Genomic DNA, 21,830 nt, shown 5'->3' on the forward strand with positions numbered 1-21,830 from the left:
AGGATTACTTACCTATCCGATCTTGAAAATTCACTCACCTCAGGCCCAGGGTTGATTTGACCATATCATTGGCCATGGTCAAGGCTTGCCATAGACTGCTACTACTAGCCTGCCCGCTTTCAGCATCGCTGGCTTCAGCGCCCTCATGTTTGCGCTTACCAGCCAAATCTAATGCGGTACCATGATCCACTGAAGTACGAATATAAGGCAAGCCCAACGTTAAATTCACCGTATCGCCAAAGCCATGCGACTTCAGTACCGGCAAGCCTTGATCATGATACATAGCAATGACTGCATCACAATGCTTGAGGTGTCTTTGGGTAAATAAAGTATCTGCGGGCATAGCGGAAGATATATTTACCCCTTGGTCCTGAAATTGTTTTAACACTGGGTTAATAACTTCAATCTCCTCCGTGCCTAGATGACCATCCTCTCCTGCATGAGGATTTAAACCACAAACCAATACCCTCGGATCTTTGAGTCCAAATTTTTGTTGTAAATCATTTAATAAAATCTGTACCGTTTGACGCACATTATCTGGAGTAATCGCTGCTGCTACCTCTTTGAGTGGCATATGTATAGTGACCAGCGCCACTTTCATGGCATTATTTGCCAACATCATTACTACTTTATCACAGCCGCTTTTTTGCATAAAAAACTCAGTGTGACCAGTAAACATCGACCCATCTTCCAATGTGATACCCGCCTCAATCAGCACTGACTTTTGTAAAGGCCCGGTCACAATGGCACTGGCCGCTCCAGATTGAGCAAGCTTATGAGCTATCTGTAACTGGGTGATCACCATGACTGCATTGTCTACATTTAATTGCCCCGCAATAACCGGTTGGTTACAGCCAACATGGATCAAATAAAACTTGGGAGAGCTCTCAGCTTCAAAGCCGGTAGACTTAGCTTGCAAAATTTTCTCAGTGAGAAAGTGCTGTGAGCTCTCTACGGTATTTGTCACTTCACTGGCCTCAGCGATACGCTGCCACAGCGGAGTATCTAAGCTTTGAATTTGTCTGCCATAGACTTGCTCAAATCTCTGCTGTAACGCCTGCTCATCAGCCAATACCACCACTGGGTAGTCTAGGCTGGTAAAGTCCCCTGCTAGTGCTAACTGCAACACGATATCCATTCCAATACCAGCAGGCTCACCTGTGGTTAAGATTAAAGGAGGTAGGCTAGATGACTGCTGAGCGTCCTTTATATTTCGATCAGTGCGGTCTAAATCAGTTGAGTGTATGGTCATTAATTTCACCTTGTTAATAATTAGCTTGTGAATAATTAGTTGGGGTTAAGCCTTATTGGATTTATCAGTTACCTAGCCCTTGATTAGCCATCATTTAGTCCCAATTATGCAAATAGTGAATGACAGATTTTTCATGATAAAACGCAAGCTGCAAACATAAAGTCATGGGTTTTTTAATCTATAAGCAGTGGCAATGTGTTAAACTTTATCGCTCAAATCACAAACTTGATTTATCGCTATACGACTTTATTTATCGCTTTATGAGCAGTTCTTCAGACACATTTAACGAAAAGCTGTATTGGCAATACCTAACCTTAACCCTAAATACCATTGGTTTCAATATTTGGGGAATAAACCTTCTGTAACTATCTAAACTCATAAAACAATTGCGCTAAATTGACAAAACAATTTAACTAAATCTATAAAAAACTTGCCGTAACAGTTTAGTTACCCTGCTATTTAGTAGCATCTTAAGTAAGCAACATCATAATTAGTAATACCTAAAGCAAGTAACACCCAAAGCAAGTAATACACTAATAAACAGCAATACCCTTATTTTTCAGCAAGTTAGTTTCGCTGAGCCTATATCACCACTGTATCTTGATAATGACAATAGAACTATGGCCGAAAGTAAAAAAAGAAGTGAAAAAAGTGACAACAATGACGTTGGTTTAACCGATTTATTGAGTCAGCAGCCTCCCCATAACGTAGACATCGAAAAAGCTTTATTGGCTACTTTGATGAGTATTGACGAATCTTTTGACAAGATATCTGATATCGTTACAAAAGATGACTTCTATGCAGGTCGTCATCAACATATTTTTGCCGCAATCTCTCATCTTGCTATGGTAGGTGAACCGTATGATACGGTTATGGTGCATGACTGGCTTAATTCACAAAAACTACTGAAACAGGCTGGTGGCGAAAGCTACTTGGCCGATATTGTGACCCAAAGCCCCAGCACCATGTTTAACATCGTCTCCTATGCAGAGCGGGTGCGTGAGCTGTCGACTTTACGCCAACTTATTACAGCTGGCAATGAAATGCTTGCACTCGCTTATGATCCCAGAGAGCGCGGTGTCAGTGACATTTTAGACACAGTTGAGTCCAAAATATTTGCGATTAATGAGCAACATAACAAACGTGCTCAGCAAAGAGGGCCTGTCGATGTAAGCTCAGTGCTAGTGAACGTTATTGAGCAAATGGATGAGCTGAAGAACAATCCAGATGGCATGATTGGCTTAAAGACTCCCTTTACTGAGCTCAATAATAAAACGCAGGGACTGCAACCTGGTGATTTAATCATTGTTGCCGCTCGTCCTTCTATGGGTAAGACCACCTTCGCCATGAACTTAGCTGAGGGGGTATTATTTCACGAAAACTTGCCAGTAATCGTGTTTTCTATGGAGATGCCAGCAGAATCTATCGTTATGCGTCTGCTGTCCTCTTGGGGGCAGATTAACCAAACTAGCCTACGTTCTGCTCAGATGAATGAGGATGAATGGGCGCGTATGATGAATGCCATCTCGCATTTGCAAGACAAACACCTGTACATTGATGACAGTACTGCCCTTCCTCCCTCAGAGGTACGATCACGCTGTCGCCGTATTGCCAAAAACCACGACGGTAAAGTAGGCATGGTGATAGTCGATTACCTACAGCTGATGAAAGTACCTAGCTTAAGTGGTAACCGTGTGGAAGAGATTTCGGAGATTTCACGCAGCTTAAAAGCCTTGGCACGTGAGTTAAACTGCCCTGTTATTGCCCTATCTCAGCTTAACCGAAGCCTTGAGAACCGTCCGAATAAGCGCCCTATCATGTCCGACTTACGTGAATCAGGAGCCATTGAGCAGGATGCCGACTTAATTACCTTTATTTATCGTGATGAAGTTTATAACGAAAACTCTGACCTAAAAGGCGTGGCTGAAATCATCATTGGTAAGCAGCGTAACGGACCTATTGGAACCGTGCGTTTGGCATTCGAAGGTCAATACACCCGCTTCATTAACTTAACGCCTGATCATTATATGGCGGACGCTAGTTTTGAGAACGATGAATAATTTTCTTAAGTAAATTCCTACATATTGACACTTTATATCAGCCGTAAACTATTAAACTATTAAACTATTAAACTATTAAATTATTAAATTATATTACCTGAGCTACTTACCTCATAGTTAAAAGGTTTAGTGGCTCCTTTTGTTTCCTTTTATTCTACCCAACCGGCTTCGGCCTAACCTTCGTTATCCATAAAAGAGAGTTTAAAACCAAGTTATGTTTCATTTTTTAAACGACTACAGCGAAAGTGCCCACCCTGACATCATTAAAGCCATGCAAGACGCCCACCTACAACAACATAAAGGCTACGGCTTCGATGAGTACTCAGATCGAGTACGAGATCTAATAAAGTCGCAATTAGATAATAAAGACATTGCTGTCCACTTTGGGATTACTGGCACTCAAGCAAACTTGGTTTGTATCGACGCTATGCTATCGCCTATCGATGGTATCGTGGCCTGTGACACTGGCCATATCGCTGTGAATGAAGCAGGCGCTATTGAGGCCACAGGTCACAAGGTTATTTTGGCAGAATCAAAGCAAGGTAAGCTGACCATTGAAGCTTTGGAAAAGGTGCGAGTCCGGCATAGCTTTACGCCACACGTTGTTAGAGCCAAAGCGGTGTATATCTCTAACACTACTGAGCTTGGTACCGTCTATACCTATGAAGAGCTAAAAGCTTTATCAGATTATTGCCGTAGCAATAACATGTATTTGTTTATGGATGGGGCAAGATTAGGCGCTGCTATTGCTTATACCCATAGCAATCCTAATGAGCGTACCTTGACCTTAGCAGATCTGGCTGAGTTAACCGATATATTTTGGTTTGGTGGTACGAAAATGGGCGCCATGTTCGGTGAAATATTAATCATTCCAAATAAAGATATTGCCACTGACTTTAATATCTATCTAAAGCGCCACGGTGGTTTAATGGCTAAGGGATATTTGCTAGGCTTACAGTTTGAGGTTTTATTACAAGACGATAAGTATTTACAGCTTTGCCTTCATGCCAATGCTATGGCTAAAAAGCTTTCTGATGGATTACAGCACTGTGGTATTGAACTGTTCGTACCTACTCAAAGTAATCAGGTTTTTGCGCTATTGCCTTCTGATCTTATTGCTATCTTAAAAACTGAGTTTGATTTTTATGAGTGGGAGCAACTGGATAATGGCTGTACCATCTGCCGTTTTGTCACCTCTTGGGCTACACCTGAAAATCAGGTAGAGCGTTTTATTGCTATGCTAGAAACCAATACGTTAGAGGCTAATACCTCTAATAACTAAAGCTTTTTTGATACCAAGAGAATTGTTTTTTGTATCGCTAGCAATAAAAGTGTATAACTAACAGGTGATACTTCTACCCTCTCAATATTTTTGCTTCAATGCATTAGGATATCTATTATGACCCAGTCTCAAGATGTTGTAATTTATAGTGTCGAAAACCATATCGCGACAATTACTCTTAATGATCCAAAAAGCTTAAATGCTTTTAGCACCCCGATGAAATCTGCGGTAGTGTCGGCCTTACAAAAAGCTGAAGCCGATGCCGACGTGCGTGTCATTATTTTGCAAGGGGCAGGTGGTAACTTCTCAAGTGGCGGCGATATCAAAGAGATGTTGTCAGATGGCCTAGAAAAAGAAGCACTTTCAGAAAAGCTAAAAACCATGGTCACTGGAGCTGGCGAAGTCAGCTTACTACTGCGTAAAATTCATAAGCCTATTATTGCCAAACTTGAAGGCGCAGTCGCTGGGGCTGGCATGAACTTAGCCTTGACTTGTGACTTCCGCATTACTGCCGATAATGCTAAGTTTGTGCAAGCTTTTGTTCATATCGGTCTGGTACCTGATGCTGGAGGTATCTACTTATTAAATGAGCTTATTGGTCCCGCTAAGACTACTGAGCTGGTAATGCTAGGCGATAAAATTAGTGCTCAAGACATGGCAGATTTAAACTTAGTGAATCAAGTAGTGAGCAGCGATGAGCTTGATGCAGCTGTGTTAAAGCTGGCCAATCGTTTAACCCAGCTTCCTGCTACAGCTCTTACTACTATGAAGCATCTAATTAACACTCATGCTTATATGGGATTAAATGAAGCTTTAGATATGGAAGTACATCAGCAGGCAAGACTGGCCAAAACTGATGACTTTATCGAAGGTATTACCGCTTTTATTGAAAAACGCAAACCGGTTTATAATCAGTAATTCTACCGTTAATAAAACGACGGTTTTTTCTTTTAGACAGAAATTAGACAAAAATTATTTTGAGAAAATTTACAAGGGCTACCTGATGGTAGTCCTTTTGTTATTTGGATTTATAATGCTGAGGCAAAGTAAAAATCTTGTCAAAAATTAAGGTAAATATAAAGGTATATACCAAGAAGAATAGTAATAAAGCCAATTCCATAGTAAATGCTTTATAAACCCCTACGTCATACCAAAGCATATATAATGGCAAGCAAATTAACACTAGCCCACCCTCAAAGCCTATAGCATGGACACTGCGGATTAGCACAGTTCGCTCTTGGACTTTGTTCCGGCGCTCCCAAGCTTCAAATAGCGTATTAAATATAAAGTTCCAGACAACGGCTACCAACGACACCATAACAGCGACAGGTAACGACTCTGAGGCATCACTATCACTTAACCACATCAACACATAAGTAGAAGAGATGATGGCAATAATCTCAAAAACAGTCACATACACTATGCGGCGCTTTAGAGGCGACAAGGTAATCAACATCCACTCCTAAGTACAAAAATACTGCACCTTGAAAGAATCGGCCCGCCCCGACACAACAAAAAACAATTCAAATACAGAGCCACGGTTTCCGCCCGTATCTTCCCTAGCACAATGATCGCTAACCTAATTTTATATAAAAACCCTTGCTATAAAATAACAAGGGCTGTTAACTTTAGTCAATCTGGCTACCTGCTTAACCCTAACCTCTCAACAAGGTAAGCTTTAACTTACTGATTTGCGCGATAAGCGTCTAATGCAGCTTTCAAACGCTTAACCCCTTCCACAATTTGATCTTCTTCTAAACTGGTGAAATTTAAGCGCATGTGATCGGTATAACCCCCGGTTAAGGAAAAAGCTTCACCTGGTACAAAGGCCACATTTTTCTCAATAGCAACTGTAAGCAAATCCATAATCGCCACACCAGGCACACGCACCCAAATGAACATCCCCCCTGACGTTGGGAACAACTCAACTTCGTCACCTAGATAAGTGTTGATCGCCTGTACCATACACGCCTTTTTGGTAGCATAAGTTTGGCGAATCAAATCAATATGGGCATCTAGATCGTGAGTGGTCACATATTCGTATAGTAGCTCTTGAACAAATGAGTTGGTGTGTAAATCTGCTGCTTGCTTGGCAATAATCATCTTAGCTAAGGCAGGCTTAGGCGCAATTACCCAGCCCAAACGGAAGCCTGGAACGAATACTTTAGAGAATGAGCCCATATAAACCACATTGTCAGGCGCTAAGGCATAAATAGGCCGAGTGTCTGGCGAGGATTGGCCTTCCTCTTCAAATAACAAAGCACCGTAAGGGTCATCTTCCAACATAATCTTACCGGTCTGTTGTAAGATATCTGCAACTTGCTGACGTTTTTGGGTAGAGTAAGTTAGGCCAGTTGGGTTTTGGAAGTTGGGAATACCATAGAAGAACTTACTATCCTCTTCTTGCATGGTAGCAAGGAACTGATCAGTATCTAAACCATCTTCTTGCAGCTCAACCTCTTTAAACTTAGGTTGATACATACGAAAAGCTTGAATTGCCCCCAGATAAGTAGGCGCTTCCATAACCACAGCATCTTGCGGGTCAATATATATTTTGCCAAATAGATCTAAAGCTTGCTGCGATCCAGAAACAATCATTACTTGGTCTGAGGACACCTCGACATTGTGAGTGTCTGAGAAGCGCTTCGCAATCCATTCTCGTAGACCAGCATGACCTTCAGTCGTTGTATACTGAAAGATACTGCGATCATTACGATCAAACATGGCATTGCTGGCCTCTTTAATGCTTTGGTGCGGAAATAGGCTAGGATCTGGTAAACCACCAGCAAATGAAATAATTTCTGGCTTAACGGTTAGTTTTAATATTTCACGGATAAATGAGGGTTTTAGTTCGTTGATCACCTCTGAAAATTGATACTGCATATCGCTCTCTTTCATAACATTATTGGGTGGGTTAGTATTTTTATAATGCCAGCCAGCATTTAATATAATTATTATAGTTACCAGTATATAGAACCGGCTATTAATACGTCTAGCACCAATTGTAACTACGGCTCTAAAGCCTTTAAAACAAAGACCCCGTATCTTAGGATACGGGGTCTTTTTTTAGCTAAAACTAATCAATTAACACATCAACTTATGACAGTTGAGCCACGTTAATTTTATCAGCTTCTTCTGAGTAAGATTCCATTTGATCGAAGTTCATGTAACGATATACTTCGTCACCCATGCTGTTTAGCATGCCAGCGTATTGCTGATATTCTTCGTTAGTTGGTAGCTTACCAAGTACGGCTGCAACTGCTGCTAGCTCTGCTGAAGCTAGGTATACGTTAGCACCTTGACCTAGACGGTTAGGGAAGTTACGAGTCGAGGTTGATACTGCTGTAGAGTTTGGAGCAATACGTGCTTGGTTACCCATACATAGTGAACAACCTGGCATTTCAGTACGTGCGCCTGCTTGTGCGTATACGTTGTAGTAACCCTCTTCCATCAACTGGCGAGCATCCACCTTAGTGGGTGGTGCAATCCATAGACGGGTCTTCAAGCTACCTGCAGGTACTTCTTGTAGTAGTTTACCTGCGGCACGGAAGTGACCGATGTTAGTCATACAAGAACCGATGAATACTTCATCAATCTTATCACCCGCTACATCAGATAGAGTTTTTGCATCATCTGGATCGTTCGGGCAGCACAGTACTGGCTCTTTGATTTGGCTCATATCGATGGTCATATCGATGGCGTATTCAGCGTCTTCGTCAGCACGCATTAAGCTTGGGTTCTTCAACCACTCTTGCATAGCTTCGATACGACGGCTTAGGGTACGAGCATCACCATAACCTTCAGCGATCATCCACTTAAGTAGAGTGATGTTTGAGTTTAAGTACTCAGTTACCGACTCTTCAGATAAGGTGATAGTACAACCAGCAGCACTACGCTCAGCTGAGGCGTCTGATAGTTCGAAAGCTTGCTCTACAGTTAAGTCTTCTAGACCTTCAATCTCTAAGATACGGCCGTTAAATTCGTTGATTTTACCTTTCTTATCAACGGTTAAGTAACCTTCTTTGATCGCTTGTAATGGGATAGCGTGTACTAGGTCACGTAGTGTGATACCAGGCTGGCGCTCACCAACGAAACGAACACGAACAGACTCAGGCATATCTAGTGGCATAACACCAGTCGCTGCTGCGAAAGCTACTAGACCAGAACCTGCTGGGAATGAGATACCCATTGGGAAACGAGTATGCGAGTCACCACCAGTACCTACTGTATCTGGAAGAAGCATACGGTTTAACCATGAGTGAATAATACCGTCACCTGGACGTAAGCTTACACCGCCACGGTTCATGATGAAGTCAGGTAGTGTGTGCTGAGTTTCAACGTCAACTGGCTTTGGATAAGCAGCTGTGTGACAGAAAGACTGCATTACTAAGTCTGCTTGGAAACCTAAACAAGCTAAGTCTTTTAGTTCGTCACGAGTCATAGGACCAGTAGTATCTTGCGAACCAACAGTAGTCATCTTAGGCTCACAGTACATACCTGGACGTACGCCTTCCATACCACAAGCTTTACCAACCATCTTCTGAGCTAAAGTGTAACCTTTGTCTGAAGCTTCTGGTTGCTCTGGCTTAGCAAATACGTCTGAATGCTCTAGACCTAAGTAATCACGGGCACGGTTAGTTAAAGCACGACCTACGATTAATGGAATACGACCACCGGCACGAACTTCATCAAGAAGCGTGTTTGAGTTTAATTCAAAAGTAGATAATACTTCGTCAGAATCATGCTTAGTGATTTTGCCTTCGTGTGGATAGATGTCAAATACATCACCCATGTTGATGTTATCAACTTGAACGTTTTCAATAGGTAGAGCGCCTGAGTCTTCCATAGTGTTAAAGAAGATAGGAGCAATTTTGCCACCTAATACTAGGCCACCAGCACGTTTGTTTGGTACGTTAGGGATATCATCGCCCATTAACCAAAGTACCGAGTTAGTAGCTGATTTACGGCTAGAACCGGTACCTACTACGTCACCAACATAAGCTAATGGATGGCCTTTTTCTTTTAGCTCATCAATAAGCTTCATTGGACCACGTACACCCTCTTCGTCAGCTTGAATGCCGTCACGAGAGTTTTTGTGCATAGCTAGTGCGTGTAGTGGGATGTCTGGACGGCTCCATGCGTCTTGCGCTGGAGATAGATCGTCTGTGTTGGTTTCACCGGTTACTTTGAACGCAGTATAAGTTGTTTTTTGAGGTACTTCTGGACGGTTTAAGAACCATTCAGCATCTGCCCAAGACTGAATAACTTCTTTAGCCTTCTCGTTACCTGCTTCTGCTTTTTCGGTAACGTCATTGAATGCGTCGAATACCAATAGGGTTCTCTTCAGCGCTGTAGCTGCGTTTTCAGCTACTTCAGCATCATCTAATGCTTCTACTAAAGGTAATACGTTATAACCACCTTGCATAGTGCCTAAGATATCAACCGCTTTTTTCTTATCGATTAGAGGTGAAGTTGCCTCACCTTTTACGATAGCTGCCAAGAAAGCCGCTTTAACGTAAGCTGCTTGGTCAACACCTGCTGGTACACGGTTAACCAGTAAGTCCATCAAGAACTCTTCTTCACCCGCTGGTGGATTTTTTAATAGTTCAACTAAATCGGCAGTCTGGTGCTCAGTTAGTGGTAATGGCACTGTACCAAGTTGGGCACGTTCTTCGACATGTTTACGATATGCGTCTAACACAATAAGCGTCCTCTTTCATTATTTTACGCAGGTTAGGTAGCTGCCACTGGATTGGGTTACTGTCATCAGTCAATATTAACAGTAGAATTTTGTGGGGGGCTGCCAGTACCTTGCAGGTGGGTTTATCTCTCGGCACTAATATAGCCTAAAACGCCCAAAAAGTTAATCACCAAACTGTAAACCCTATGCATTTTAAGGCCATATCGAACATTTATTTTATAAATACCTACTATAATTCAACGCCCCATAGCATTAATTTGTTATGCTAATTAGTAACAATGAGAAGCACTTTTAAAAAATATCTATGGTTTAATTTTATAAGCTAATTAAAATAATTAAGACCATCATTGACCTACTTTCTTAAACGTTATTGGGTCTTATTGGCCTGTTATTCCCCCCTACCCATCATTAACTTACCTTTCGTTTATAAAAAGGAATACTGTTATGACAGACAATAAAAGTGATAATTATCAAAATGGACTTAAAGTACGTACTAAAGTTATGGGAGAGTCGCATGTGCAGCGCTCTTTAAATTCAGCAACTGCTTTTACTCAGCCTCTTCAAGACTGGATTATCGAGCACGCTTGGGGCAGCACCTGGCAAGAAGAGGCAGTATTACCTCATAAATACCGCTCATTAATTACCATGGCTTTCTTAATTGCTCAAAAAAGCCCTAATGAATTAAAAGGCCACGTTCGAGGTGCTATTAATAATGGGGCAACTGTCGCTGAAATCCGTGAAGTGTTAATGCACAGCCTGCCTTATTGCGGCGCTCCAGCGGCTCAAGAAGCATTTCGAGCTGCCATAGAAGCCTTAACCGAACTGGGCATTGACTTGAATGATGACTCGCTATAATCAGTCTAGTTCAGCTCACTTTGCTACTGTCATCGGCTTGAATTCCCCGCGCTTAGCCTAATATCTGATATAATAAGACCACTGATTTTTTATTTTGAATTACTAATAAACCCTAATACTATCAAGGGTTAGGACCGAAGCTGATTATGACAACTACAGTACAAACTTTCGTGCCCGCAGCCGCACCGAAACCAAAAAAAGCGGTTAAAGGGGAAAAACTTCGTGGCTATGATAAGGTAGCTCGTATTCCAATTAAAGTAATTCCTACGGTAGAAGCACCAAAGAAGCCTGATTGGATTCGGGTTAAGATGTCTTCACCCGCTGAGGTGGATCGCATCAAAAAAACCTTGCGTAAACAAAAGCTTTATACAGTTTGTGAAGAAGCGGCCTGCCCTAACCTGCCACAGTGCTTCGGTGATGGTACCGCCACCTTTATGATTATGGGTGACATTTGTACCCGCCGCTGCCCATTTTGTGATGTAGCTCATGGCCGCCCCAATGAGCTAGACAAAGATGAACCTCGTCATACGGCAGAAACCATTCAAGGTTTGGGTCTTAAGTATGCGGTTATTACCTCAGTTGACCGTGATGATCTAAAAGATGGTGGCGCTCAGCACTTTGTGGACGTGATTAACGAATCCAAAGCACTAAGCCCAAATTGCTTAATTGAAATTCTAGTGCCTGACTTCCGGGGTCGTATGGAGGTAGCATTAGACCTATTGACGGAAACAGCTCCAGATGTGTTTAACCACAATATTGAAACTGTGCCCCGTCTGTATAAAGCCTTCCGTCCAGGCTCTGACTACCAACACTCGCTAGATTTGCTTAAGCAATACAAAGCACGCCGTCCAGACATCGCCACCAAATGTGGCTTTATGGTCGGCTTGGGTGAGACTGAAGAAGAGGTTTATGCCTTACTTGATGATCTAAAAGCCCATGACGTGGACATGATTACTATTGGTCAGTACTTGCAGCCTAGTAAAAACCATGCACCTGTAGATCGCTATGTCCATCCAGATGAATTCCAGCGTTATATGGATTATGGTAAGAAGATTGGCTTCTTTAGTATTTGGGCCGGCCCTATGGTTCGCTCAAGCTACTTTGCTGATCGTCAATACTATGGTGAAGATTGTCCTGCCCCAGTTCGCAGCAAAAAAGCTTTAGCTGCTGAAGCGGAAGGTAAGAAGCTGGGCTGTTAATCGACGAGCTTTCGGTTAAACATTTGTCAATCTACAGTTTTTACTAAACAGCATGCCTTATATTTTAAAAAATATTTAGGGTGTTAAAATCATTATTTTAACACCCTTTTAATCCTCGACTTTCTGATACTAAGCTTTAGATTAACCTATAAACAAAGCTTGATATAGATATAAAAAGCACAGATGTAAATAATATAAATACTTTTCCTATCAAGCTTTATTACTGACTTCCCTTTTTATTCTAATGACTTAAAGGATTTCCCCATGGCCAAGACAATAATGTCCTCCGATCAAGTTCATTCCCTACATCACACTTTGTATGTCCCAAAGAATACCGCAAAAGCCACTTTATTAATTGTTCATGGTATGACTGAGCACAGTGGCCGCTATGAGAAGTTTGCGAATTACTTGGCAGATCAGGGTATTGCTGTATTAACCTATGATCAGTTAGGACATGGTCGCAGTATCAATAATGCAGATGAATTAGGTTATTTTGCTAAATCATACCCCGTGCAAACTCTACTAAAAGATACGATTATTATGGCTGATACTCTAAAACGCCAGTATCCCGATGTGCCCCACTTTATTATGGGACATTCTATGGGCTCATTTGTGGTGCGTAACGTACTACAAGTGCATAGCAATGATTTTGCCGGTGCCATTATTATGGGTAGCAGTGACTATAACCCTTTAGTTAAAGCAGCTTTACCTATAACCAAGGTGCTCAATCAGGTACAACCTAAACGCCCTAACCCTGTCTTTGCTAACTTAATGAGCAAACTATTTAATGCTCAGTTAAAAGATAAGTCTTCTAAATCAGATTTTGCTTGGTTATCACTGAATCAAGAAGCAGTCGCTGAATATGAAAGCGATCCTCTCTGTGGTTTTGACTTTACCAACAATGGATTTTGGACTTTATTTAATCTGATGGATACTGGGCTTACTAAGGATTGGGCCGAGACCATCGACTCTAACTTCCCTATGCTATTTATTAGTGGTGAAAACGATCCTGTCGGCAATATGGGCAAAGGCATACGCAAGCTGACGAAGCGCATGAAAAAACAAGGATTTACTAATGTAACTCAACAGCTTTATCCATTAATGCGTCATGAACCGCTGCATGAAGAGGACAACCAACGAGTTTATCAAGACCTGTACAACTGGCTAGACCAGCATGCTACATAAGATAATCTTAAATCCAATACTTCACTCTTAAGTATTATAGTTTGCTAAACGGAAAAAAATTAGCGACAATATCTAAAGCGTCGCCTACTGCATAGCAGGGCGCTTTGGACTTAAACCCTTCTATTTGGAAAATATATGTCATTAGAGAAAATTATCGAACAAGCTTTTGAGAATCTTGCTGAATACAGCCCCAGCACCATGCCACAAGACGTAAAAGAGGCGGTTAACGACGTCCTTGAGCAGCTAGACAACGGTAGTTTGCGTGTTGCTGAAAAAAAGGACGATGAATGGATAGTTAACCAGTGGGTAAAAAAAGCAGTACTCTTATCTTTTCGCTTGAACGATAATTACCCGATGCAAACGGGTGAACATCTCCAGTTTTATGACAAAGTTCCTACTAAGTTTGCCAACTGGACAGAAGCCCAGTTCGCTGAAGCTGGTGTGCGAGTTGTTCCGCCTGCCGTTGCACGTCGTGGCTCATTTATCGCTAAAGGCGTGGTATTAATGCCAAGCTACACCAACATTGGTGCCTATGTTGATGAAGGAGCTATGATTGATACTTGGGCAACCGTAGGCTCATGTGCCCAAATTGGTAAAAATGTCCACTTATCCGGTGGTGTTGGTATCGGCGGTGTGTTAGAGCCACTACAAGCCAATCCAACAATCATTGAGGACAACTGCTTTATCGGTGCACGCTCAGAGATTGTTGAAGGCGTCATCGTTGAGGAAGGCTCTGTTATTTCTATGGGCGTTTATATCGGTCAATCTACTAAGATTTATGACCGCGAAACAGGTGAAATCCACTATGGCCGTGTACCGGCAGGCTCTGTGGTAGTTTCTGGCAGTCTGCCTTCAAAAGATGGTTCACATAGCTTATACTGTGCAGTTATCGTCAAAAAGGTCGATGCAAAAACTCGTTCAAAGACTAGCATCAATGAGCTATTACGCTTAGCTTAATCTAGCGACACTATTTCATTTAATTGTTGAAGGACACACTCCGTGAAAAAAGTATTGGTTAGTCTTACAGCTATTACTAGCTTAATACTATCAGGGTGTGTCGTGATGGCTCCCTCTTATCATCAGCCACCACCAAGTGCAGATCAAGCTTGGAAAAAATCAGGGGCTACGCTTGAAACCCTACGTGCAGACCTTCAATCGTGCAATTATATTGATAATGTCAGCCAAATCAACAAAACTAAATTTGAAAAACAAACTCAGTGTATGAAGAATAAAGGCTATACCATTAGTACAAAACCTTATAATGCTCATAACTGCTATGGCAATGCGCCAGCTATGTGCGCACTGACTACAATGAAATAAATCAGATTTATAGTCTCATTTATTTTTTCTGGCAAGTTAGAGGGTTTACGTATAGGTAATTTAGCTGTTAGCATTTTACGGTCACCAAACATCACTGAATATTAGAAGGTAAGGGTTAAACTAATCCTTACCTTCACTTTTTTATTGCTCTATCTAGGCCGCGTCTCTATTTGAAATAATCACAACTTCTATCTTTAAAGTATCAATAGTCAACTTTATGTCAAATTTAAGAACCACCACCATTCCTGTTACTGACCCTGAAGCTGGGTTACGTCTGACCGAGATTTTTTACTCTTTGCAAGGTGAGGCACTCACGTCAGGCCTACCTACAGTGTTTGTTCGTCTGACTGGCTGCCCTCTACGCTGCGTGTATTGTGATACCACCTACTCTTTTAGCGGCGGTGAGCGCTTCTCCTTAGATGAAATTATGGCAGATATCGGCCAATATCCTTGTAAAAGGGTGTGTGTGACGGGCGGTGAACCCTTAGCCCAACCCAACTGTATTGCTCTAATTAAAAGACTACTCGATGAGGGCTATGAGGTTTCGTTAGAAACCGCGGGGGCTCTATCAGTAGCCGAAGTGCCCAATGCGGTAAGTAAGGTGATGGATATAAAAACCCCAAGTAGCGGCGAATCAGATAAGAACTTGTGGTCAAATCTACAGTATCTCACCCAGAATGATCAACTAAAGTTTGTCATTATGAACCGTGATGATTATGAGTGGTCAAAACAAAAAGTAGAAGAGTATCAGCTTGATAAGAAGGTGGGCACAGTGTGGTTCTCTCCCATGTTCAATGTCCACCAGGACGCTGAAGGCGATGTGGCAGCAGTAGATGTGCCTAACTTAGCTCGAGAGTTGGCAGAATGGATTTTAGAGGACGCCATTCCCGTGAGACTGCAGCTACAGCTTCATAAAATAATATGGGCAGATGCTAAAGGTAAATAAAAACCCCTAAATCCACAACAGCCGAACTACAAGGAGCCACTTATGGTCAGGCTGATATTGATTACCTTAATCGCCAGTGCTTTTTTTAGTTCAACCTATATCTTAAACGAATTGATGAGTAACTCCGGTGGACACTGGTTTTGGTCATCAAGCCTGCGCTACTTATTCATGTTAATCATATTAACGGTGATGATTGGTCTGCAACATGGACTTTCACGTGTGAGGCAGTTGTGGGTAATTTTCAAAGATCACTGGGTCTTTTGGACCCTTACCGGTAGTATTGGTTTCGGTATTTTTTATGCGGGTCTTTGTTATGCCGCTGATCATGTCAGTGGTTGGGTGGTAGCGGCTACCTTCATGTTTACTGTAGTAGCCAGCTTATTTGTGTTAATGGCTTTTGGTCATAAGTTTGAAAAAAAGCTCATCCTATATGCCTTATTGGTATTAATAGGAGTTATTCTGGTCAACGTTAGTGAAGCCTTGTCCATGCCCACCAGTGCAATAATGGATATCCCATTAACAACGGTTCTAATTTATGGCGCTCTACCCTGTATCATAGCCTCATTCAGTTATCCTATCGGCAGTCAGCTAGTCTGGCAGGCATCTTATAATTCACGACAATTAAATATCACAGAAATTACAAAGGAAAAAAGCGCCAGACGCTCTAAAGACCAAATCTACTGGGACAATGAAGGCTTTGATGCCTTTGAAGCTTTGACTACCATTTCTCCTAGAATTATATCGCTTGAAATGGATGACTACATTGATACTGATAGCCCAACTCCGAAAGTAGAACCACTGCCTAAATCGAAATTAGAAACTTTAGTGGCCAAAATACCAACTATACCTACTAATCTACTTAGTAATTCATTCAATAAAGTATGGCTAATGACCATGGGCAGCTTGCCATTTTGGTTGATTTTAGGGCTTTTTATTCAGCCCAACCTACCCGACTTTAGCCAAGTAACCAATACTCTATTGGTGGCTTTTTTATCTGGCGTTATTGCTACTAGCATCTTTTTATTTGCTCGAGAACGAGCCGAGACTTCAAGTGAGGTAGCCGGTGTCGATGCTACACAAGCTAGTGAAGTGATATTTGCCTTAGTGGGTGGCATGGTGTTTTTGAATAACCCCATGCCCTCAGCCTTAGGAATAGCAGGTATTGCTATTATTATGATTGGCTTAATTTTATTTGCAAAAAATGGCTAACTCTATTTTAAGCTTGATGATCTTTTTCAGCAAAAATTGTAAAAATATAGTCTATATGCTTTTCAACAATGTCTTTTGAAAAAGGATCTGTGCCTGATAAGCGTTTAAACTGTGGAGCAAAGGTAAATATCGAAGTAACGGCGCCCATAAATAAATAGCGCACATGTAAGCTATCGCCCCTAGGCATTAACCCTAGCTTCTGTGCCTGTTTTAACAGATCTAGCTCAGAGTCTGAATACGGCTTAATATACTGATCAGTAAACCAATTGAGTAGCTCTGAATCTCCACGATTGGCCTGAATCATAAAGCGATGAAAGTCTGGAAACTCTGCACTAAAATTAATATAGTGCTTTAACAATTCTCGTACTCTTTGCGGTTGTTCTAAGTCGCCAAGGCTTGCAATATATTTTTCTGATTGCTCGGTATAAGTATCAAATATGGCCTCAGCTGCCGCCTTCCACAGATCTTCTTTGGTGCCAAAATGATGAGTGATAAGGGTATGGTTTACCCCGGCTGTGCTGGCAATAGCACGTGTTGACACGCCCTCAAAGCCTGCAGCAGAGAATTCCTTCAAAGCAGCATTAAGTATCTTACACTTCGTCTCACGCGCGCGTTTTTGTTCTGAACGTTTGGGGTGTGACTTTACTGTTGTAGGCTTCATTTCATCCTCAAGTATCATTTATTATTAGATTCAAACTCTTGATAATTCATCCTCTATCGCTACTATAGACTAGTAATAAAAAGAGCTTAAACCTGTGTAGCATTTAATGAGTTTAACATATCTTTTGAAGAGCAAAGTTTTAACACAGCTTTATAACTGAAAAGGACTCAAGCGTAAGCTTGAGTCCTTTTGATTTTCTATATTAATCAGCTCGTTTATTATTATAAGCCTTTAATTATAAAACTCATAGAAATTGAAGCTAATTAATAGGTTTTACTAATAAATAGACTATTGATTAATAACATCCACACCTTTTGGTGGCGTAAATTTAAATTGGCTGCTTGGAATACTGGTATTTAATTTCACATTACTAAATTTAATTGACGTTACCTGACCCAGTGAGTCGTTTAGTACCATCATTACTGGCTTACCGCCATTAAAGCTTACTGCTAAGCTATTAAAGTTACTGCCACTAGCTTTCGGGTATAACACATAATAGTTTTTCTTAGCATTTGGCTGAGTAATCTTGAAGTTTTGGGAGATTTTATTGGGATCGCCAGATAGTAATAAAGCTGGAGTATTACCTAGCTGTTGGTCAGCATTTTGACGAGTAACTTGCTCTAAATCCTTATCATATACCCAAAGCGCGCTACCATCAGTAACAATAAGCTGTTCGGAGGGCGAAGTGATATTCCAGCGGAAGTTATTAGGACGCTGTAAGCTGACATTACCTGAAAAAGTACCATTTTTAGCGCTTAGACCACTTTTACTACCATTTGCCCCTTTGGTGGTTTGAGTGAAATTAGCGGTCATACTTTTGGTATTACTTAATAGAGTATTTAAACGCTTAGCTGCTGTTAAATTATCCGCAGCTGTTGCTGCTTGCGCCGCTTGTGATACTGCCATAACTGGCATGCCAAAGACTAAAGCCCCTGATAGTGCTGTGCCCATTACTTTTTTCATCATAGTTTTTGTCTTGTTATTATCGTTTATTTCAATATTCATAATTTCATTTTCCTTCAATGGTTAAGTGCAATACTGCCACAACTTAAAAAGTAAATTTAAAAGTAAAATACAATTTCTTTTATTTTAACTTCTTATTGGTAAGCAATAGCACAAATCGTACTAAATTAAGTCGATCAAAAATATAAGCAGTTGGTAGCAATTAATATTATATTAACCGTCTTACTTATAGCTTGTTGGGTAGTGTGCCATTTCTTTTATTACCTGACTAGAAGATAATTGCAAAAATAACTTCTGGCTTGTTACGCAGTTATGACTTGAATAGCTTTAAACGCCTAATTGTGACATATGCTCTATTTCTGTAATAACTTTTAACACTAGGTGTTTATTACTATGGTGATAAATATTGATTAGCAACCATAAAAAAAGCCCTGATATTATATCAGGGCCTCTTTAGGTTGGATGGTAATCCTACCAGAATTCATGCAATTAACTTCTCACTAAATTGTAAGAAGCTAATTGACCGTAAATTAAGCTTCTTGAACAGAAACGTAACGACGGTTGAATTTACCTTTAGTATCGAACTTAACAACACCATCAGTTAGAGCAAATAGAGTATGGTCACGACCCATGCCTACGCCTTCGCCTGCGTGGAATTCAGTACCACGTTGACGTACGATGATGTTACCAGCCACAACATCTTGACCACCAAATACTTTTACGCCAAGCATTTTTGGGTTAGAGTCACGACCGTTACGAGTTGAACCTGCGGCTTTTTTATGTGCCATGAGAAATCTCCTTACTGAGACTAATTTATAAAAACTTTATACTATATAGATAACTAATATTAGGACATCAAATCAATACTGTAAATTATTTAATGTAACGTCAGCTATCTACATACTTGTAAAGGGAAATAACCAGTTATTAAGCATTAATCGCTTTGATTTTAAGAAGCGTGTACCACTGACGGTGGCCTTGCTCTTTATGATAATGCTTACGACGCTTGTGCTTAACGATACGGATTTTTTTACCGCGACCGTGTTCTACTACTTCAGCTTCAACGCTTGCGCCTTCAACAACTGGCTGACCAATTTTATAATCATCGCCATCAACAACCATTAATACGTCTTCAATTTTAATGGTTTCGCCTTTTTCAGCTTTTAGTAGCTCAACTTTTAGTAGTTCATCAACGCTTACACGATGCTGTTTACCACCACTTTTGATAACTGCGTACATCTTATGACTCCGTTTAACCCGTGTGCCGTGGTTACTCAAATACTTTGAAGTATTCAAAATAACGCTTCAGCTTTTGCCTGATCTACGTACACGACAGGGAAAGTTACAGAAAAATAGCTTTAAAACAATTCCGGCCAGCCAACAAATAAGGTTAACCTTTTTGTTAGTGCTGCGTTATTGCCATAAGCTTTGAATATGAAGACGGAATTTTACGCACTTATGGGCCAAATTGCAATAGATGAATGCAAATTAGGCCTATGTTATTATGCATTGCGCCATTAATAGCTGTTGAGTAACTCAACTTTGTTAACAATGCTAAAACGATATATCGCTCTTAAGTAAAGAAAACTATATTAAAATGGCAACTTATAAGCTTAAAACTTAATGGCTAAAAACAAGTTACTTAAAAAAAGTTAATAGTTACCTTCTAATCATTTTTTATATGATAAGTAATGCTATAGACTATAATAGATACTTATATAGACGCTTAGTGGTTAATTTATCAAACTTTGGGTGTCTGAACTAATCTTCTGTCAGTTAACTGCTATATCAGTTGCCCCGTTGTAGATTTGAATCACTATATAATAACTTTTCATTATTCTAATTTTAGTTGACCGTAAATATGACCACATCAAATACCGCATCATCAGCTGCTACAACCTCAGCTCCTTTAATTAATGAAAGCCCAATTGTGGATTATGCTGACATCCAACAAATTATTGCTGATGATTTTGCTATCATGGATAAGCAAGTCTTTGGAAACTTAAACTCTAAAGTTCAACTGGTAATGAACGTCTCCCAACATGTGATCAATGCGGGTGGCAAACGTATGCGCCCTCTTATCACTTTATTGTGCTCAAGACTATGCAAAGATGAGCAGTCGGAAGATGCCATGCATTTAGCCGCCATTACCGAGATGCTGCACACCGCCACTTTAGTTCATGATGATGTCATTGATGAGTCTGGAATGCGCCGTGGTCGTCCTACTGCTAATGCCACTTGGGACAATCCTACGGCCGTATTAGTAGGAGACTACCTTATTGCGCGCGCTTTTAACCTGCTGGTTGGCTTTCAAAGCCTACCTTTATTAAAGCTTTTCTCAGATGGGACTTGTGATATTGCAGAAGGTGAGGTTTTGCAGTTACAACACCAACACAATCCTGAGGCCACTGAAGATGATTATATGCGTATCATTGATGGTAAGACCTCACGTTTGTTTATGATGGCGACCACTGGAGTAGCCATACTACAAGATAAGCCTGAGTTTATGCAGCCCTTTAGTGACTTTGGTCAGCACTTTGGTAATGCTTTCCAAATTATTGATGATGTGCTTGATTATAGTGGCGATAGTGAATTGATGGGTAAAAACTTAGGGGATGATTTAGCCGAAGGCAAGCCTACCCTACCGACTATAATTGCTCTGCGTATATTAAAGCAAAGCGATGAAGCTAAATACAATAAATTACGTATTGCGGTCCAAACAGGTAAAGTCGACGATGCTCAAGGCCTAATTAAATTGGTTCAAGAGTCAGGTGCACTAGATTACTGTCGTGATCGTGCTTTGGAAGAAACCCGTTTGGCGCAACAAGCTTTAAGTCAGCTTCCTGACAATCAATATCGTAACGGTCTATGGCAATTAACCGAACTTGCGAGCTCTCGTTTGGCCTAACAAATCTCTACTCTTTGCTACATTATGACTTGTATTGTCTAAGGACATAATAAAAGCACCATAGGCTCAGAAGATGCATCAATCTTCTGAGCTTATTTTTTTAGCTCTAGGCATTATTTGTGGCTGTAAACAGTCAAATAAATAATAATATTTGTAGTTTAATATTTGTTATACATTACACTTGTAATATATAATGTTGTTTTTATTTATAAAAATAACGTTGTTTTTAATCACAAAAAAGTAGTGACATGCTCGCAAAGTGCTGCCCCATCAATCACTAACTAACTTT

The 21,830-nt window shown here is 40.8% G+C and carries 19 protein-coding genes; 11 read left to right on the forward strand and 8 right to left on the reverse strand.

The genetic code is table 11. The annotated features are described in order from the left end of the window. Positions 1 to 34: 34 nt before the first annotated feature. Positions 35 to 1,252 (reverse strand): 4-hydroxythreonine-4-phosphate dehydrogenase PdxA, encoded by a 1,218-nt coding sequence (gene pdxA, locus G561_RS0104415; RefSeq protein ID WP_081794369.1) that lies wholly within the window; start codon positions 1,250 to 1,252, stop codon positions 35 to 37. 620 nt (positions 1,253 to 1,872) lie between these two features. Between pdxA and dnaB the strand changes: the two genes are divergently transcribed. The 3 genes from dnaB to G561_RS0104430 all read left to right on the forward strand — a co-directional run bounded on the left by dnaB (position 1,873) and on the right by G561_RS0104430 (position 5,512). Next, complete coding sequence (gene dnaB, locus G561_RS0104420) at positions 1,873 to 3,312, forward strand: replicative DNA helicase (RefSeq protein WP_028858470.1); 1,440 nt, start codon at positions 1,873 to 1,875, stop codon at positions 3,310 to 3,312. A gap of 214 nt (positions 3,313 to 3,526) precedes the next feature. Beyond that, positions 3,527 to 4,594: a threonine aldolase family protein gene (locus tag G561_RS0104425; protein WP_028858471.1), complete on the forward strand. Its 1,068-nt coding sequence runs from the start codon at positions 3,527 to 3,529 to the stop codon at positions 4,592 to 4,594. A 117-nt stretch (positions 4,595 to 4,711) separates the two neighbouring features. Then, positions 4,712 to 5,512 (forward strand): enoyl-CoA hydratase/isomerase family protein, encoded by an 801-nt coding sequence (locus tag G561_RS0104430; protein WP_028858472.1) that lies wholly within the window; start codon positions 4,712 to 4,714, stop codon positions 5,510 to 5,512. Positions 5,513 to 5,612: 100 nt separating this feature from the next. Here G561_RS0104430 and G561_RS0104435 read toward each other — a convergent pair whose 3' ends face one another. From G561_RS0104435 to acnB, 3 genes are all read right to left on the reverse strand, one after another. Then, on the reverse strand, positions 5,613 to 6,050 hold the full coding sequence (locus G561_RS0104435; RefSeq protein WP_081794370.1) for a PACE efflux transporter: 438 nt from the start codon (positions 6,048 to 6,050) through the stop codon (positions 5,613 to 5,615). Between the two features lie 227 nt (positions 6,051 to 6,277). Beyond that, positions 6,278 to 7,477, reverse strand: coding sequence for an aminotransferase-like domain-containing protein (locus G561_RS0104440; protein WP_028858474.1), 1,200 nt, complete (start codon positions 7,475 to 7,477; stop codon positions 6,278 to 6,280). A gap of 214 nt (positions 7,478 to 7,691) precedes the next feature. Then, on the reverse strand, positions 7,692 to 10,295 hold the full coding sequence (gene acnB, locus G561_RS0104445) for a bifunctional aconitate hydratase 2/2-methylisocitrate dehydratase (protein ID WP_028858475.1): 2,604 nt from the start codon (positions 10,293 to 10,295) through the stop codon (positions 7,692 to 7,694). Between the two features lie 444 nt (positions 10,296 to 10,739). On the opposite strand from acnB, the gene G561_RS0104450 reads away from it, so the two are divergent. From G561_RS0104450 to G561_RS0104480, 7 genes are all read left to right on the forward strand, one after another. After that, positions 10,740 to 11,150 (forward strand): carboxymuconolactone decarboxylase family protein, encoded by a 411-nt coding sequence (locus G561_RS0104450; protein ID WP_028858476.1) that lies wholly within the window; start codon positions 10,740 to 10,742, stop codon positions 11,148 to 11,150. 146 nt (positions 11,151 to 11,296) lie between these two features. Continuing rightward, positions 11,297 to 12,349 (forward strand): lipoyl synthase, encoded by a 1,053-nt coding sequence (gene lipA, locus G561_RS0104455; RefSeq protein WP_037031647.1) that lies wholly within the window; start codon positions 11,297 to 11,299, stop codon positions 12,347 to 12,349. Positions 12,350 to 12,613: 264 nt separating this feature from the next. Continuing rightward, entirely contained in the window at positions 12,614 to 13,534 is a 921-nt protein-coding gene (locus G561_RS0104460) for an alpha/beta fold hydrolase (protein ID WP_028858478.1), read from the forward strand. Between the two features lie 135 nt (positions 13,535 to 13,669). Beyond that, complete coding sequence (gene dapD / locus G561_RS0104465; RefSeq protein WP_028858479.1) at positions 13,670 to 14,491, forward strand: 2,3,4,5-tetrahydropyridine-2,6-dicarboxylate N-succinyltransferase; 822 nt, start codon at positions 13,670 to 13,672, stop codon at positions 14,489 to 14,491. Between the two features lie 42 nt (positions 14,492 to 14,533). Then, positions 14,534 to 14,854, forward strand: coding sequence for a hypothetical protein (locus G561_RS0104470; protein WP_028858480.1), 321 nt, complete (start codon positions 14,534 to 14,536; stop codon positions 14,852 to 14,854). A gap of 217 nt (positions 14,855 to 15,071) precedes the next feature. Next, the gene (gene queE, locus G561_RS0104475; protein ID WP_028858481.1) at positions 15,072 to 15,800 is read left to right on the forward strand and encodes a 7-carboxy-7-deazaguanine synthase QueE; all 729 of its coding nucleotides are present in this window, start codon (positions 15,072 to 15,074) and stop codon (positions 15,798 to 15,800) included. A gap of 42 nt (positions 15,801 to 15,842) precedes the next feature. Next, positions 15,843 to 17,009 carry a multidrug resistance efflux transporter family protein gene (locus G561_RS0104480; RefSeq protein ID WP_028858482.1) on the forward strand — a complete coding sequence of 389 codons (1,167 nt, stop codon included), beginning with the start codon at positions 15,843 to 15,845 and terminating at the stop codon, positions 17,007 to 17,009. Positions 17,010 to 17,016: 7 nt separating this feature from the next. On the opposite strand, the gene G561_RS0104485 is transcribed toward G561_RS0104480, so the two are convergent. From G561_RS0104485 to rplU, 4 genes are all read right to left on the reverse strand, one after another. Continuing rightward, entirely contained in the window at positions 17,017 to 17,670 is a 654-nt protein-coding gene (locus tag G561_RS0104485) for a TetR/AcrR family transcriptional regulator (RefSeq protein ID WP_028858483.1), read from the reverse strand. 288 nt (positions 17,671 to 17,958) lie between these two features. Beyond that, on the reverse strand, positions 17,959 to 18,675 hold the full coding sequence (lolA, locus tag G561_RS0104490; RefSeq protein WP_028858484.1) for an outer membrane lipoprotein periplasmic chaperone LolA: 717 nt from the start codon (positions 18,673 to 18,675) through the stop codon (positions 17,959 to 17,961). Between the two features lie 488 nt (positions 18,676 to 19,163). Continuing rightward, positions 19,164 to 19,421 (reverse strand): 50S ribosomal protein L27, encoded by a 258-nt coding sequence (gene rpmA / locus G561_RS0104495; protein ID WP_007393804.1) that lies wholly within the window; start codon positions 19,419 to 19,421, stop codon positions 19,164 to 19,166. A 139-nt stretch (positions 19,422 to 19,560) separates the two neighbouring features. Further along, positions 19,561 to 19,872: a 50S ribosomal protein L21 gene (gene rplU / locus G561_RS0104500; protein WP_028858485.1), complete on the reverse strand. Its 312-nt coding sequence runs from the start codon at positions 19,870 to 19,872 to the stop codon at positions 19,561 to 19,563. 622 nt (positions 19,873 to 20,494) lie between these two features. Here rplU and G561_RS0104505 point away from each other — a divergent pair. Beyond that, positions 20,495 to 21,541 carry a polyprenyl synthetase family protein gene (locus G561_RS0104505; protein ID WP_028858486.1) on the forward strand — a complete coding sequence of 349 codons (1,047 nt, stop codon included), beginning with the start codon at positions 20,495 to 20,497 and terminating at the stop codon, positions 21,539 to 21,541. The last annotated feature ends 289 nt before the right edge of the window (positions 21,542 to 21,830 follow it).

Origin of the sequence: Psychrobacter phenylpyruvicus DSM 7000 = NBRC 102152, assembly GCF_000685805.1 — a bacterium.
Classification (GTDB): Bacteria; Pseudomonadota; Gammaproteobacteria; order Pseudomonadales; family Moraxellaceae; genus Psychrobacter; species Psychrobacter phenylpyruvicus.

Excerpts from the sequence above, each read along its gene's own strand:
- G561_RS0104480 (WP_028858482.1), top strand. The coding sequence starts at position 15,843 with ATGGTCAGGCTGATATTGATTACCTTAATCGCCAGTGCTTTTTTTAGT.
- rpmA (WP_007393804.1), bottom strand. The coding sequence starts at position 19,421 with ATGGCACATAAAAAAGCCGCAGGTTCAACTCGTAACGGTCGTGACTCT.
- G561_RS0104485 (WP_028858483.1), bottom strand. The coding sequence starts at position 17,670 with ATGAAGCCTACAACAGTAAAGTCACACCCCAAACGTTCAGAACAAAAA.
- queE (WP_028858481.1), top strand. The coding sequence starts at position 15,072 with ATGTCAAATTTAAGAACCACCACCATTCCTGTTACTGACCCTGAAGCT.
- G561_RS0104460 (WP_028858478.1), top strand. The coding sequence starts at position 12,614 with ATGGCCAAGACAATAATGTCCTCCGATCAAGTTCATTCCCTACATCAC.
- dnaB (WP_028858470.1), top strand. The coding sequence starts at position 1,873 with ATGGCCGAAAGTAAAAAAAGAAGTGAAAAAAGTGACAACAATGACGTT.
- pdxA (WP_081794369.1), bottom strand. The coding sequence starts at position 1,252 with ATGACCATACACTCAACTGATTTAGACCGCACTGATCGAAATATAAAG.
- lolA (WP_028858484.1), bottom strand. The coding sequence starts at position 18,675 with ATGAATATTGAAATAAACGATAATAACAAGACAAAAACTATGATGAAA.
- lipA (WP_037031647.1), top strand. The coding sequence starts at position 11,297 with ATGACAACTACAGTACAAACTTTCGTGCCCGCAGCCGCACCGAAACCA.
- G561_RS0104425 (WP_028858471.1), top strand. The coding sequence starts at position 3,527 with ATGTTTCATTTTTTAAACGACTACAGCGAAAGTGCCCACCCTGACATC.
- G561_RS0104505 (WP_028858486.1), top strand. The coding sequence starts at position 20,495 with ATGACCACATCAAATACCGCATCATCAGCTGCTACAACCTCAGCTCCT.
- G561_RS0104440 (WP_028858474.1), bottom strand. The coding sequence starts at position 7,477 with ATGCAGTATCAATTTTCAGAGGTGATCAACGAACTAAAACCCTCATTT.
- dapD (WP_028858479.1), top strand. The coding sequence starts at position 13,670 with ATGTCATTAGAGAAAATTATCGAACAAGCTTTTGAGAATCTTGCTGAA.
- rplU (WP_028858485.1), bottom strand. The coding sequence starts at position 19,872 with ATGTACGCAGTTATCAAAAGTGGTGGTAAACAGCATCGTGTAAGCGTT.
- G561_RS0104450 (WP_028858476.1), top strand. The coding sequence starts at position 10,740 with ATGACAGACAATAAAAGTGATAATTATCAAAATGGACTTAAAGTACGT.
- G561_RS0104435 (WP_081794370.1), bottom strand. The coding sequence starts at position 6,050 with ATGTTGATTACCTTGTCGCCTCTAAAGCGCCGCATAGTGTATGTGACT.
- G561_RS0104430 (WP_028858472.1), top strand. The coding sequence starts at position 4,712 with ATGACCCAGTCTCAAGATGTTGTAATTTATAGTGTCGAAAACCATATC.